A 14,151-nucleotide genomic window follows, 5' to 3' on the forward strand; every position below is an offset into this window, starting at 1 on the left:
GGTCACTCAACTCCTTGGATCGGTTTATCTTGGACGGTGTCGTCCTCGTTGCGGGGAAAGCCGCCGATGCCGCGCCAGGCGAGGCTCGACACGAGCTGGACGGCCTCGGAGCGGCTCAGGCTCGAGTCGTGCGAGAGCCAGTTGCGGGCACCGACGTGGCCCATGCCCACCAGGCTCACGGCGAGCAGGTGCGACGCCGCCGGCGGCAGACCCGTGTCCTCGCTGATGACCTCGGCGACCAGCGCCGCCGACTCCTCGACGACGCGGTCGACCTGCTCGCGCACGGCGGGGTCGCTCGTGAGGTCGGACTCGAACACGAGCCGGAAGGCCGCACCCTGGTCGGCGACGTAGTCGTACCAGAGCCCCATCGTCGCCTCGACGCGCTTGCGGTTGTCGTGGGTCGAGGCGAGGGCGTCCTTGACCCCCTCGATGACGGTGTCGCACGACGTCTCGAGCAGGGCGAGGTAGAGATCGAGCTTGCCGGGGAAGTGCTGGTAGAGCACGGGCTTGGACACACCGGCGCGGTCGGCGATCTCGTCCATCGACGCCGAGTGGTACCCCTGCTCGACGAAGACCTCGAGCGCGACCTCGAGCAGCTGCGCCCGGCGCGCGGTGCGCGGCAGGCGGCTGGTGCGCTGACGCACGGGGCTGGCTTCGGTCACCGGCCCAGCCTACTGGGGTCGCCCACGATCCGGACGGGCGGAGCAGGGGTCCGGTCCGCTCGGGAACAATGGACGACGGACGTGGCGTTATGCCTGTCAACCTCGCACGTGCATCGAAGGAGAACCCCGTGGTCGCCCCACTCGTGGAACCCGCAGACGAGCTCACGATCGACGAGGTGCGCCGCTACAGCCGCCACCTCATCATCCCCGACGTCGGCATGACCGGTCAGAAGCGCCTCAAGAACGCCAAGGTGCTCGTCATCGGCGCCGGCGGTCTCGGCAGCCCCGCGCTGCTCTACCTGGCGGCGGCGGGCGTCGGCACGCTCGGCATCATCGACGACGATGTCGTCGACGAGTCCAACCTGCAGCGCCAGATCATCCACGGCCAGTCCGACATCGACAAGCCGAAGGCCGAGTCGGCCGCGGCGTCGGTCGCCGAGACCAACCCGTACGTCAAGACCATCGTGCACAACGAGCGTCTCGACAACGACAACGTCCTGGAGATCTTCAGCCAGTACGACCTGATCGTGGACGGCACCGACAACTTCGCGACCCGCTACCTCGTCAACGACGCCGCGGTCATCCTCGGCAAGCCGTACGTGTGGGGCTCGATCTACCGCTTCGAGGGCCAGGTCAGCGTGTTCTGGGCCCAGGAGGGTCCGCAGTACCGCGACCTCTACCCCGAGCCGCCGCCGCCGGGCATGGTCCCGTCGTGCGCCGAGGGCGGCGTGCTCGGCGTCCTGTGCGCGTCGATCGGCTCGATCATGGTCACCGAGGCGATCAAGCTCATCACCGGCATCGGCGATCCGCTGATCGGCCGCCTGATGGTCTACGACGCGCTCGAGATGCGCTACTCGACCCTCAACATCCGACGTGACCCCAACGGCGTCCTGCCGACCGAGCTCATGAGCGACTACGAGGCGTTCTGCGGTGCGATCAGCGAGGAGGCCGCCGATGCGGCCGCCGACTCGACGATCTCGGTCGCGACGCTCGACGGCTGGCTCAAGGAGCGCGCCGACGGTGGCCGTGACTTCGTGCTGGTCGACGTGCGGGAGCCGAACGAGTACGAGATCAACAAGATCCCGGGCTCGATCCTGATCCCCAAGGGCGAGTTCCTCAACGGCAAGGCCCTCGAGCAGCTGCCCGGCGACAAGCAGATCGTCCTGCACTGCAAGTCGGGCGTGCGCTCGGCCGAGGCGCTGGCCGTCCTCAAGGGTGCCGGCTACGACAACTCGGTGCACGTGGGCGGCGGCGTCGTGGCATGGGTCAACCAGATCGACCCCAGCCAGCCGACGTACTGAGCCGCTCGACGATGGGCCTGACGTTTTCGCAGACACGCCGACGGCGTGTTCGCAGAAACGTCAGGCCCATGGGGGAGTGGGAGTGAGCCCTGACTACACCGATCGCGTCCTGGACCTGGTCGAGCGGATCCCGCCCGGCCAGGTCCTGTCGTACGGTGCCGTCGCAGAGATCCTGGGCGAGGGCGGCCCGCGGCAGGTGGGCCGGGTCATGGCGATGGACGGCGGTGCTGTCGCCTGGTGGCGCGTCGTCCGCGCCGACGGGAGCCTCACGGCGGCCCACGGGATGGGTGCCCAGGAGCACTACGCCGACGAGGGCACGCCGATGCGGGCCAACGGGTCGGCGGTCGACATCCGGCGGGCTCTCTGGCAGTTCGACGACTGACTGTCGGTCGCGTCTGGTGGGATGGGCACATGCCGATCGAGTACGTGCTGCAGACGCCTGAGGTCGAGCCGTCGCACGTGCCGGTGCTCGACGACGAGCAGCGACGCGTCGTCGAGCACACCGGGGGGCCGCTGCTGGTGCTGGCCGGCCCCGGGGCGGGCAAGACGTCGACCCTCGTCGAGGTCGTCGCCCGCCGGGTCGACGAGGGCATCGCCCCCGACGAGATCCTCGTCCTCACGTTCAGCCGCAAGGCCGCCGACGAGCTCAAGTCGCGCATCGCCCGCAGGCTTGCACGCACCACGGCGACCACGCCGGCCATGACGTTCCACTCGTTCTGCTACGCCTTGGTGCGCCAGTTCCAGACCGAGAGCGAGTTCTCCAACCCGCTGCGGCTGCTCAGCGCGCCGGAGCAGGACGCGATCATCCAGCGGCTGCTCAGCGAGGGCGACGCCGAGCAGTGGCCGGCGGTGCTCCGCCCGTCGCTGCGCACCCGCGGCCTGGCCGACGAGATGCAGCGCTTCATGGCCACGGCCCGATCGCTCGACCTCGACGACGTCGACGTCCTCCAGCTCGGGCACGCCGCCGATCGACCCGAGTGGAAGGCCGCGGCCAGGTTCTTCGACGAGTACACGGCCGTCGCCGGCCTGCAGAACACGATCGACTACTCCGACCTGGTGTTCCAGGCGGTGCAGCTGCTGCGCGACCCGGCCCGGCGCGACCGCGTCCGGTCGGCCTACCGGTTGGTGGTCGTCGACGAGTACCAGGACACCGACCCGCTCCAGGTCGAGCTGCTGCAGGCGCTGGCCGGCGAGGGGAGCGACTTGATCGTGGTCGGCGACCCCTACCAGTCGATCTACGGCTTCCGGGGGGCCGACGTGCGCGGCATCCTCGACTTCCGCACGCAGTTCCCGCAGAAGGACGGATCACCGGCCCCGCAGGTCGTGCTCACCCGCACGAGCCGCTACGGCAGCGCCATCTCGGCCGCCGCGGGGTCGATCATCTCCAACCGGGGCGTGCTGGGTGCCGTCGACGGGCGCGAGTTCGACCAGCTCCGTCATCTGACGCCGCGCCGCCACCGCGACGACGACGTGCACGTCGAGACGTTCGCGACCCCCACGGCCGAAGCCGAGCACATCGCGCTGATCCTGCGCGAGCAGCACCTGTCGCGCGACGTGCCGTGGGGCCAGATGGCAGTCCTGGTGAGGTCGTCGGCCGACATCGCCCGCTACCAGCGCTCGCTGGGCGCCGCTGGCGTCCCGGTCGTCGTGGCCGGCGACGAGCTGCCGCTGGCATCCGAGCCGTCCGTCCGGTCGCTGCTCGCGGCGCTGCGGGCCGCCGACGACCTCGCCCACGATCGAGTGCTCGACCCCGCTGCCGCCGATGCCCTGCTGGCTGGCCCGCTGTGCGGTCTCGACGCCCCCGCGCTGCGACGGGTCGGCCGGGCTCTGCGCGACGCCGACCGCACCGACGAGCGCGGTCCCCGGGCGTCACGCCTGCTGCTGGCCGAGGCCCTGGGCCAGCCCGCGGTGCTGCTGACCGTCGCCCGTCCGGGCACGCCCCTGGGGGAGTCGGCGGCCCGGGCGTCGCGGCTCGCATCGCTGCTGCGCCGGGCCGCCGACCAGATCGTCGCCGGCGAGTCGGCGGAGCGGGTGCTGTGGACGCTGTGGTCGGGCACCTCGTGGCCCGCCCGGTTGCGCACCGAGGCCCTCGGTGACGGCGAGGGCGCGGCGCGCGCCGATCACGACCTCGACGTCTTGTGCGCCCTGTTCGACCAGGCGGCCAAGGCCGAGGAGCAGCAGCAGCGCCGCGGGCTGACGACGTTCGTCGCCGAACTCGAGGCCCAGCAGATCCCGGCCGACACGCTCTCGCAGGGTGCCATCGACGCCGACGCCGTGCAGCTCATGACGGCCCACCGGTCCAAGGGGCTCGAGTGGTGCACCGTGGTCGTCGCCGGCGTGCAGGAGGGCACATGGCCCGATGTGCGTCACCGCGGCAGCTTCCTGCGCACCGAACGGCTGTCGCGCGACGGCGAGATCGCGCCGCCGACGGCGCGCGAGGCGCTGCGCGAGGAGCGTCGCCTGTTCTACGTCGCGTGCACCCGCGCCCAGCAGCACCTGGTGGTCACGGCGGTCGAGAGCGGCCGTGAGGACGGCGACCAGCCCTCGATGTTCGTCACCGAGCTGTGGGACCACGTGCACCGTCACTCCGAGACGCGGGTCGAGCGCCAGCCGAGACGCCGACCTGACCGGCCCCTGTCGCTGCGCGGCTCGATCGCGGCGCTGCGCCGCCTCGGTGAGACCACCCAGAGCGATGTCGTCCGCGACCGGGTGGCCCGCCAGCTCGCGATGCTCGCCGAGCGTCCCGGCAACGCCACCCGTCCGGCCCGGCCCGAGCGCTGGTGGGGCATGAGCGCGATCACGCACAACGACACGCCGATGCGCCCTGTCGATGCGACGATCCGGCTGTCCGGCAGCTCGGTCAGCTCGATCGTGGAGTGTCCGCTCAAGTGGTTCTACGACCACGAGGTCAAGGCCTCGACCGGCACCACGACAGCGCAGGGTTTCGGCTCGGTGGTCCACGCCGTCGCGGCCGAGGTCGCCGAGCAGCGGCTGCCCGCCGACGCCGAGGTGCTCGGCGACTACATCGACGGCGTCTGGGACCAGCTGGCGTTCGCGGCCGACTGGATCGGCGGACGCGAGCGTGCCGAGGCCCGCGACGCGCTCGTGCGGTTCGTCCAGTGGCACCTGCAGGAGCGAGGGCGCACGACGCTGGCGGCCGAGCACGAGTTCTCGGTGACGACCACGATCGAGGGCCGCGAGGTGACCCTCGGCGGGTCGATGGACCGGGTCGAGCTGGGTGCCGACGGCGTCCACGTCGTCGACCTCAAGACCAGCAAGTCGGTGGCCGACAAGAAGGACCTCGCCGAGCACCCCCAGCTCGGCTTCTACCAGCTGGCGGTCGACCTCGGTGCCACCGCCGAGCTCGCCGCCCGGGCCGGGGCCGACGGTGCCCGCGCGGCGGGAGCCGAGCTGGTCCAGCTGCGCAACGGCGAGAAGAAGGTGCCCGACTTCCCGGTCGTGCAGCCCCAGGACGCGCCGCCCGCCGACCTGCCGTTCTTCGCCCTCGACCAGCTGACCCGCTCGGTGCACGTCATCGCCGAGGAGCAGTTCGTCGCGACGCCGAGCGAGAAGTCGTGCCGCTACTGCGAGTTCCAGCGGGCCTGCCCGGCCCAGCCCGAGGGCGCGACGATCCTCGACGGAGGCACCGCATGACGTCCCTACGCTCGACTGACGACCTCGACCGGGTGTTCCAGGGCATGTTCCCGGCACCGGCCGGTCGCGACCCGTTCCGGTTCTCCGATCCGCAGCTGGCGGCCATCACGGCCCCCGTCGACCGCCCCAGCGTCATCATCGCCGGTGCCGGCTCCGGCAAGACCACCGTCATGGCGGCGCGCGTCGTGTGGCTCGTCGGACACCACGGCATCGCGCCTGAGCGCATCCTCGGGCTCACGTTCACCAACAAGGCCGCCGCTGAGCTCGGTGTGCGCATCCGCCGCTCGCTCGTGGCGCTCGACGTCGAGTCCGACGGCGAGCCCACGACGTCGACCTACCACGCCTTCGCCGGCACGCTGATCGCCGAGCACGGGCTGCGCCTCGGCATCGAGCCCGATCTGCGCATCCTGTCCGACGCCTCGCGGTTCCAGCGCGTCGCGCAGGCCATCGAGTCGTACGACGGCGAGCTGCTCGAGGTCTCCACCAACGTCCCGCGCCTGGTCGGCGACGTCATGGCCCTCGACGGGCAGCTGTCCGAGCACCTCGTCACGACCGACGAGCTGCGCGACTTCGACGCGGCGCTGATCGCGACGCTGTCGGCCGCCGACAAGCACTATGCGGTGCACGACACCGGCATCGCGGCCGCCCGCAAGCGCACCGAGCTCAGTCGCCTGGTCGACCGCTACCGCCTGGCCAAGGCGGCCGCGGGCGTCATGGACTTCTCCGACCAGATGGCCTGGGGGGCCGAGCTGTCGGCCGTCCCGGAGGTCGCCGAGTCGCTGCGCGAACGCTTCGACGTCGTCCTGCTCGACGAGTACCAGGACACCTCGGTGGCCCAGCGCGACCTGCTCAAGAACCTGTTCTCGGGCACCGACGCCGAGCACGGTCTCGGGCACCCGGTCATGGCCGTGGGCGATCCTGCGCAGGGCATCTACGGCTGGCGGGGCGCGGCCGCGGGCAACCTGGTCGAGTTCCTCGACCAGTTCCCGGCGTCCGACGGAGGGCGCGGTGCGCAGTTCTCGCTCGTCGAGACCCGGCGCTGCGGCACGAGCATCATCGGTGCAGCCAACGAGCTCGCCGCCGAGTTCTACGCGACGTCCGACGTCGTCCAGCCCCTCCAGGCGCACCCCGACAACGCCGACGGCGAGGTGACCGTGTCGCTGCACGCGACGGTCGCTGACGAGGTCGCAGCGGTCGTCGAGGGCGTCCGGTCCGCCATCGCGGCGGGCCAGCCGATGTCCGAGATCGCGATCCTGGTGCGGGTCGGGGGCGAGAACGGCGAGATCGTGGCCGGTCTGCGCCAGGCCGGCATCCCGTTCGAGGTCGTCGGCCTGACGGGGCTGCTGTCGCAGCCCGAGGTGCAAGACCTCGTCTCGGTGCTCGAGATCATCGACGACGTCACCGCCAACCCCGCGATGCTGCGGCTGCTCACGGGGCCGCGGTGGCACATCGGACCGCGCGACCTCGCCCTGCTGGGTCGCCGGGCCGGTGCCCTCAGCGGGCGGGTCTTCGGACGCGAGGGCGACCTGTCGCTCGACGAGCAGCTGGCCAAGGCCGTCGAGGGTGCCGATCCCACCGAGATCGTGTCGCTGGCCGACGCCGTCGAAGACCCCGGCGACCTGCCGTACTCGCCCGAGGCGCGCGTCCGCTTCCAGTCGCTGGCGGCGCTGCTCTCAGGTCTGCGCTCGCACGTCGGCGAGCCGCTCTACGACTTCGCCCGCCGGGCCATGCATGCCCTCGACCTCGACGTCGAGCTCGAGGCATCGGGTGCTCCCTCGGGACTCGACAACATCGCCCTGCTGCTCGAGGCGATCGCGGCCTACTCGTCCGACGACTCCCACGCGTCCCTGTCGGGGCTGCTGGCCTACCTCGAGGCCGAGGAACGGTTCAACGACGGCATGGAGGTCTCCACCCCGTCCGAGGCCGACTCGGTCAAGCTGCTGACGGCGCACAAGGCCAAGGGGCTTGAGTGGCGGGTCGTCTTCGTCCCGTTCATGGCCAAGGGGGTGTTCCCGCACTCGCGCGGACGGTCGCGGTGGGTCGGCAGTGCGACGACCCTGCCCGTCGCACTGCGCGGCGACGCCGACCAGCTGCCCGACATCGCCGAGTGGACCTATGCGGGCGACAAGGACTATCGCGCGCTCAACTCGGCCGACGCCCTGCAGGAGGAGCGTCGCCTCGGCTACGTCGCCTTCACCCGGGCCAAGCTCGAGCTGCACGTGTCGGGCCACTGGTGGGGGCGCACCGCCACCCGGCCGCGCGGCCCGTCCCCGTTCCTGGTCACGACCCGCGACTGGTTGGCCGCGCGTGGCGTCGAGCCCCAGGTGTGGACCGATGAGCCCGCCGCCGACGACTCCAACCCGCTCGCCGAGCAGCGGCTCGCGGTGGCGTGGCCGGCGTCCGCGTCCGACCTGGCCGCCCGGCACCGCCTCGCCGCACTCGTCGACGCGCACATCGACGACCCCTCGGCACCTGAGCTCCCCGAGTTCGGCTCGCCCGACGAGCAGGCCGAGCTCGCGGTCGTCCGGCAGATCGAGCAGGAGCTGACGTTGCTCGTCGCCGAGGCCGACCGGGCGGCCGAGCCGACCCGCACCATCAGCCTGCCCGCCACGCTCTCGGCCACGACCGCGCTTCGTCTGGCCGGCGAGCGCGACGAGCTGCTCGCCGAGCTGGCCAGGCCGATGCCGCGTGAGCCCGTCGCCGGTGCCCGCTTCGGCACGCGGTTCCACGCCTGGGTCGAGACACAGCTCGAGGGCGGTCAGCAGTCGCTGCTCGATCCGTCCGACCTGCCGGGCCGCGGCGACACCCACATCGGCTCCGACGCCGAGCTCGACGAGATGACGGCGCGGTTCACGGCGGGACCCTACGGCGGCACGACGCCGTACGCCGTCGAGGCACCGTTCTCGATCATGCTGGGCGGCCAGCAGGTCATCGGCCGCATCGACGCGGTCTACCAGACCGACAAGGGCTTCGACGTCGTCGACTGGAAGACCAACCGCCGGGCGACCTCCGACCCGCTGCAGCTCGCGATCTACCGGCTGGCGTGGGCCGAGCTGCAGGGCATCGACCCCGAGACCGTCGACGGGGTCTTCTACTACGTGCGGCTCGACGAGGTCAGGCGCTACTCCGACCTCCCCGGCCGAGCCGACCTGGAGCAGCAGCTCGGGCTAACGTGAGGGGGTGGACTTCGCCTTCGATCACGCCCAGCACGACCGAGCAGGACACCTCCGCAAGGACGACGCGTGGCGCTCGGTTCCGGCGGGGGCTCCGGCGATCCAGGTGCTCGTCATCGGAGGCGAGCACGTCCCCACGACGGACGGTTCGGGCCTGCGCTGGGTCTCGGCCGACGAGGCCCCCGAGGGCGAGTGGCTCTTCCTCGGCGTCAAGGGCGACCAGCGCTACGCCGCTGTCATGGTCGATCGCGTGCCCGACGAGCTGGAGCCCGCCAGCCTGCGGATGATCGGGCCGAGCATCGATCCCGGACAGGCATCGCTGGCCGTGCACGCCGTCGGCATCGCCCGCTGGCACCAGACGCACCGCTTCTGCGCTCGCTGCGGAGCAGCGACCGACGTCGCCGACGCCGGACACGTCCGCATCTGCCCCGTGTGCAGGGCCCATCACTTCCCGCGCACCGACCCAGCCGTCATCATGCTGATCACCGACGACCAGGACCGCGCCCTGCTGGGGCGTCAGCCGGTCTGGCCCGAGGGACGCTTCTCGACCCTCGCGGGCTTCGTCGAGCCGGGGGAGACCCTCGGCGACGCGGTGCGACGCGAGGTCATGGAGGAGGTCGGCGTGCCGGTCGGCGACGTGACCTATGCGGCCAGCCAGCCGTGGCCGTTCCCGTCGAGCCTGATGCTGGGCTTCTTCGGTCGGGCCCTGTCGTACGACATCAGGGTCGACGAGAACGAGATCGCCGAGGCACGCTGGTTCACCCGCGAGGAGGTCACCGAGATGACGGCGTCGAGCGAGCTGCTGCTGCCGCCGAACGTCTCGATCTCCCGCTGGCTGCTGCAGACCTGGCACGGCGGCGAGATCCACGGCAAATGGGCCTGACCCGCCGGGGTCAGGAGGCGAGCTGGGCCTTGATCTGGGCGAGGCTGGGGTTGGTCAGGGCAGTGCCGTCGGCGAAGACCAGCGTCGGGACGGTCTGGTTGCCGTTGTTGGCCTTCTCGACGATCAGCGCGGCGTCGGGCTGCTGCTCGATGTCGACCTCGTCGAAGGCGATGCCCTCGCGCTTGAGCTGACCCTTGAGGCGGTGGCAGTAGCCACACCACGGGGTGGAGTACATCGTGAACGTGCCCGACATGGGAGCCCTCTCTGACGACGGTTGCAGTGGAGTCAACCGATCGTCCGGATCGTACATTCCCCGACCACGCGCGACGGATGTCCGCCGGGCGAGACACTCGTGTCCGGCTGTCACCTCTGACATAGTGCTGCCATGGAACAGCTCAAGGGGAAGAGCTCAGCTCTCATGATCGTGGTCGTCGTCGTGGCGGCCGGCATCTTCTACTTCATCAACGGGGGGCCTGGCAGCAGCGGCACGAACGGATCGACCAACCGGCCCAGTGGCGCGATCGAGATGAACGTCGGCCGGGTGTCGTACGACGGCACGTTCAGCGGCCAGGTCGTGTCGACCGGTCGCAACGCCCGGAAGGGCTTGCAGGAGTTCGGCACCGACCAGAAGGTGAGGCTGCGGCTGCTCGACATCGAGCCGCCGCCGAGGTTCGGCGAGAAGTGCTGGAGGGACGAGAGCCAGAAGGCCATCGAGGACCTCGTCGGCTCCCGCATCTGGGTCGCCCCGAACAACGTCCGCGAGCAGGGGAGCGGCACGTTCACGGTGTACGCCTGGAACCGGTCGAAGATCTTCGTGCAGGAGCAGCTGCTGCGCGACGGCAACGGCAAGATCATCGGCGACGGCGTGTCCTACCCCAGGTACGAGGACGCCCTCGTCGCCGCCGAGGACGAGGCGGACAAGGCTGATCGTGGCCTGTGGAAGGCCTGCGGGGTCTCCTAGCCCCTGTGGCTCCGCGGCGTCAGGTGTCGGACCGGACGACTACAGTTCAACCCGTCCGTGCACGACCTGACGTGATCTTCTCGAGGAGCCTGTGTGCCGTCTGCCGACGACCTGCTGACCGGACTCGACCCCGAGCAGCGCGAGGTGGCCCTGGCACTCCGGGGGCCCGTCAGCGTCGTGGCGGGTGCCGGCACCGGCAAGACCCGGGCCATCACCCACCGCATGGCCTACGGGGTCGCGACGGGCGTCTACAAGCCCACCGAGGTGCTCGCGGTCACGTTCACGACCAAGGCCGCCAACGAGATGCGCGTGCGCCTGCGTGACCTCGGTGCCGAAGGTGTCCAGGCCCGCACGTTCCACTCCGCGGCGCTCCGGCAGGCGCGTTACTTCTGGCCGCACGTCTACGGCGGCGAGTTCCCCGAGGTCACGCAGTCCAAGTTCTCCCTCGTCGCCGAGGCCGTCCGGCGGCTCGGCCGGCGCGCCGACACCCCGCTGCTGCGCGACCTGTCGTCCGAGATCGAGTGGGCCAAGGTGTCCAACATCGTCCCCACGGCCTACGCCGCCGCGGCCGGTCCCGCCCGTCGCGAGGTCGCCGATCTCGATCCGGGCGAGGTCGCCAACGTGCTGGCCGCGTACGAGGAGGTCAAGCGCGAGCGGGGCCGCATCGACATGGAGGACATCCTGCTCGTCACCGCCGCGATCCTGGCCGACGACGAGCGCATCGCCGCGACCGTCCGCCAGCAGTACCGCTGGTTCGTGGTCGACGAGTTCCAGGACGTCAACCCGCTGCAGTCGACCCTGCTCGACCTGTGGCTGGGCGGCCGCGACGACATCTGCGTCGTCGGCGACCCGCGTCAGACGATCTACTCCTTCGCGGGGGCGTCGCCGCGCATCCTGACGTCGTTCGCCCGCAAGCACGAGGGTGCCCAGCGCATCGAGCTCGTGCGCAACTACCGGTCGACGCCGCAGATCGTGGCGGCGGCCAACGCCGTCTTCGCGCGCACCGCCGCCGCAGGCGACATCCGGCTGCAGTCGCAGCAGGAGCCCGGCGACCCCGTCAGCTACATCGGCTACTCCGACGAGCTGGCCGAGGCCAACGCCGTGGCCAGCGAGATCTCGCTGCTGCACCGCCGCGGCGTGCCCTACCGCGAGATGGCGATCCTGTTCCGCATCAACGCGCAGTCCGAGGCCTTCGAGGAGGCGCTCGGCGAGCACGGCATCCCCTACGTCATGCGGGGCGCGACGGGCTTCTTCAACCGCGCCGAGGTGCGCCAGGCCGTGACGCTGCTGCGGGGGTCTGCGCGCGGCGGAGAGGCCGAGGGCCAGCACCTCGTCGACGACGTCCGGGCGATCTTCTCGGCCATGGGCCACACCGACGAGCCGCCCAGCGGTGCCGGGGCCGTGCGCGACCGGTGGGAGTCGCTGCACGCGATCGTGTCGATGGCCACCGATCTCGCCGAGAGCAATCCGTCGGCCGGCATGACCGAGCTCGTCGCCGACCTCGACCGCCGCATCGAGCAGGCCCACGCACCCGCGGCCGACGGTGTCACGCTCGCGACGCTGCACTCGGCCAAGGGACTGGAGTGGGACGCCGTGTTCTGCGTCGGCATGCACGAGGGCATGATGCCGAGCGTCCACGCCGACACCCCCGAGATGGTCGAGGAGGAGCGCCGGCTGTTCTACGTCGGCGTCACCCGCGCCCGGCACGACCTCATGATCTCGTGGGCGTCCACGCGCAAGGCCGGTGGCCGCGGCAACCGTCAGCCCACCCGCTTCCTCGACTCGCTCCTGCCGTCCAACCACGCCGCCCGTCAGGTCTCGTCGCAGGCCCGTCAGCGCAAGGTCGCCAAGTGCCGGGTCTGCAACACGGTGCTGGCGGTGGCCGACCGCAAGCTCGGCCGGTGCGCCGACTGCCCGGCCACCTACGACGAGACGCTGTACGAGTCATTGCGCGCGTGGCGCAGGGAGCAGTCCACCGAGCAGGGCAAGCCGGCCTACGTCGTGTTCACCGACGCGACGCTGCAGGCGATCGCGGAGTCCAAGCCGTCCGACGTCACGGCGCTGGCCAAGGTGCCGGGAGTGGGCCCCGCCAAGATCGACGCGTACGCCGACGACGTCCTGGGCCTCGTCGAGGCGTCGAACAGCTGAGGCGCGTGCTCACCCCTCCGCGAACCCCGGGAGGGACTCCTCGAGGATCGCGCGGAACGGGGCCGTCGCACCCAGCTGGCTCAGCACCCCGATGCCGCCGATCCACACCCGGTGGATCAGTAGGTACTGCGGCGGCAGGTTGATCTTCATGGCGGTGCCCATGCCCTCGGCGGTGGGCGCGCTGACCCGCAGCGTCTGCGCGCGCATCCATTCTCGGCTGAATGTGAACCGTTCGACCTGCGCGGGCTCCACGAACGGTCCGATGTATCGGGCGATCGTCTCGGCATCGAGGTCGCTGCGAGACTTCAGGAAGCCCTCGTCGCGCAGCCCCTCGAGGACGCTGTCGTAGTCGCCGTCGACGGCATGCCGCAGCAGGCGTCCCATCGAGACCGGCAGGCCCTCGGGCAGTCGGGCGACGGCACCGAAGTCGACGACGCCGAGCTTGCCGTCGGGCATGATGCGGAAGTTGCCGGGGTGAGGGTCGGCGTGCAGCATGCCGGCGCGACTCGGCCCGGCGAACAGGAAGCGGACGTACGCCTCGCCGTAGCGGTCGCGCTCGTCCTGCGTGCCCGACGTGATGATCTGGGCCAACGACGAGTCGCTCTCGAGCCAGGTCGACACCAGGGCCCGCGGTGTGTGCGCCAGCGGCTCGGGGACGACGATGTCGGCGTCACCGTTGAACTCGGCGGCGAACACCCCCTGCGCGCCGGCCTCGAGGCTGTAGTCGAGCTCCTCGGCCACGCGGTCCTGCAGCTCCTTGATGAGCGGCTTGACGTCGAGGCCGGGCGCGACGACGCCGAAGAGCCGGGCCAGCCGGGAGATCTGCTTGAGGTCGGAGATCAGTGCCTTGGCCGCGCCCGGGTACTGCAGCTTGACGGCGACCTCCTGGCCGTCCTTCCACGTGGCCCGGTGCACCTGGCCGATCGACGCCGAGGCGGCGGGCTTGTCGGCGAACGTCGGGAACTTGTCGCGCCACTCCGAGCCGAACTCGGTGGCCATGACGCGGTGGACCGTCGCGGGCGGCATGGGCGGTGCGGAGTCCTGCAGCTTGACGAGCGTCTCGCGGTAGGGGCCGATGAACTCCTCGGGCAGGGCGGCCTCGAAGATGCTCATGGCCTGGCCGAACTTCATGGCCCCGCCCTTGAGCTGCCCGAGCACGCTGAAGATCTGATCGGCCGTGCGGCGCTGCACCTCGTCGAGCACGAGGTTGGCGGGCGTGCCGACGATCCGCTTGCCGAGGCCGAGCGTCGTCCGTCCCGCGAACCCGACCGGCAACGACGCCAGACGGGCGGTGCGAGCGAAGGTGCTGCCGCTGATGGGGCGGCTCCTGTCGGGGTCCTTCTCGGGGTTGTCGGGCACGTCGTCAGGA

Annotated in this window: 10 protein-coding genes; 7 read left to right on the forward strand and 3 right to left on the reverse strand. The window is 71.1% G+C overall.

Annotated elements, in window-relative coordinates; translation table 11 throughout:
• Nucleotides 1-2: 2 nt before the first annotated feature.
• Complete coding sequence (locus JOF40_RS10690; RefSeq protein WP_246153017.1) at nt 3-662, reverse strand: TetR/AcrR family transcriptional regulator; 660 nt, start codon at nt 660-662, stop codon at nt 3-5.
• Nucleotides 663-751: 89 nt separating this feature from the next.
• Here JOF40_RS10690 and moeZ point away from each other — a divergent pair, with 89 nt between their 5' ends.
• The 5 genes from moeZ to nudC all read left to right on the forward strand — a co-directional run bounded on the left by moeZ (nt 752) and on the right by nudC (nt 9,673).
• Complete coding sequence (gene moeZ / locus JOF40_RS10695; RefSeq protein WP_129185259.1) at nt 752-1,963, forward strand: adenylyltransferase/sulfurtransferase MoeZ; 1,212 nt, start codon at nt 752-754, stop codon at nt 1,961-1,963.
• Between the two features lie 82 nt (nt 1,964-2,045).
• Nucleotides 2,046-2,345 carry an MGMT family protein gene (locus tag JOF40_RS10700; RefSeq protein WP_307800767.1) on the forward strand — a complete coding sequence of 100 codons (300 nt, stop codon included), beginning with the start codon at nt 2,046-2,048 and terminating at the stop codon, nt 2,343-2,345.
• Between the two features lie 29 nt (nt 2,346-2,374).
• Nucleotides 2,375-5,617, forward strand: a complete 3,243-nt coding sequence (locus JOF40_RS10705) for an ATP-dependent helicase (RefSeq protein ID WP_129185257.1) — start codon at nt 2,375-2,377, stop codon at nt 5,615-5,617.
• Nucleotides 5,614-8,793, forward strand: coding sequence for an ATP-dependent helicase (locus tag JOF40_RS10710; protein WP_245343123.1), 3,180 nt, complete (start codon nt 5,614-5,616; stop codon nt 8,791-8,793). The genes JOF40_RS10705 and JOF40_RS10710 overlap by 4 nt, the downstream gene beginning before the upstream one ends.
• 4 nt (nt 8,794-8,797) lie before the next feature.
• The gene (nudC, locus tag JOF40_RS10715; protein WP_129185256.1) at nt 8,798-9,673 is read left to right on the forward strand and encodes an NAD(+) diphosphatase; all 876 of its coding nucleotides are present in this window, start codon (nt 8,798-8,800) and stop codon (nt 9,671-9,673) included.
• A 10-nt stretch (nt 9,674-9,683) separates the two neighbouring features.
• Here the strand turns inward: nudC and JOF40_RS10720 are convergent, their stop codons facing one another.
• Nucleotides 9,684-9,926, reverse strand: a complete 243-nt coding sequence (locus JOF40_RS10720; RefSeq protein WP_129185255.1) for a mycoredoxin — start codon at nt 9,924-9,926, stop codon at nt 9,684-9,686.
• A 132-nt stretch (nt 9,927-10,058) separates the two neighbouring features.
• Here JOF40_RS10720 and JOF40_RS10725 point away from each other — a divergent pair, with 132 nt between their 5' ends.
• Nucleotides 10,059-10,634, forward strand: a complete 576-nt coding sequence (locus JOF40_RS10725) for a thermonuclease family protein (protein ID WP_129185254.1) — start codon at nt 10,059-10,061, stop codon at nt 10,632-10,634.
• A gap of 93 nt (nt 10,635-10,727) precedes the next feature.
• Nucleotides 10,728-12,782 (forward strand): ATP-dependent DNA helicase UvrD2, encoded by a 2,055-nt coding sequence (locus JOF40_RS10730; protein ID WP_129185253.1) that lies wholly within the window; start codon nt 10,728-10,730, stop codon nt 12,780-12,782.
• A gap of 9 nt (nt 12,783-12,791) precedes the next feature.
• Here JOF40_RS10730 and JOF40_RS19725 read toward each other — a convergent pair whose 3' ends face one another.
• Nucleotides 12,792-14,141, reverse strand: coding sequence for an ABC1 kinase family protein (locus JOF40_RS19725; protein WP_129185252.1), 1,350 nt, complete (start codon nt 14,139-14,141; stop codon nt 12,792-12,794).
• Between the last annotated feature and the right edge of the window lie 10 nt (nt 14,142-14,151).

The organism is Aeromicrobium fastidiosum, from assembly GCF_017876595.1.
Classification (GTDB): Bacteria; Actinomycetota; Actinomycetes; order Propionibacteriales; family Nocardioidaceae; genus Aeromicrobium; species Aeromicrobium fastidiosum.

Bases quoted from the DNA above. Each gene is read 5' to 3' on its own strand.
- JOF40_RS10705 (WP_129185257.1), top strand. From the start codon at position 2,375: ATGCCGATCGAGTACGTGCTGCAGACGCCTGAGGTCGAGCCGTCGCAC.
- JOF40_RS10710 (WP_245343123.1), top strand. From the start codon at position 5,614: ATGACGTCCCTACGCTCGACTGACGACCTCGACCGGGTGTTCCAGGGC.
- JOF40_RS10720 (WP_129185255.1), bottom strand. From the start codon at position 9,926: ATGTCGGGCACGTTCACGATGTACTCCACCCCGTGGTGTGGCTACTGC.
- JOF40_RS10725 (WP_129185254.1), top strand. From the start codon at position 10,059: ATGGAACAGCTCAAGGGGAAGAGCTCAGCTCTCATGATCGTGGTCGTC.
- moeZ (WP_129185259.1), top strand. From the start codon at position 752: ATGCCTGTCAACCTCGCACGTGCATCGAAGGAGAACCCCGTGGTCGCC.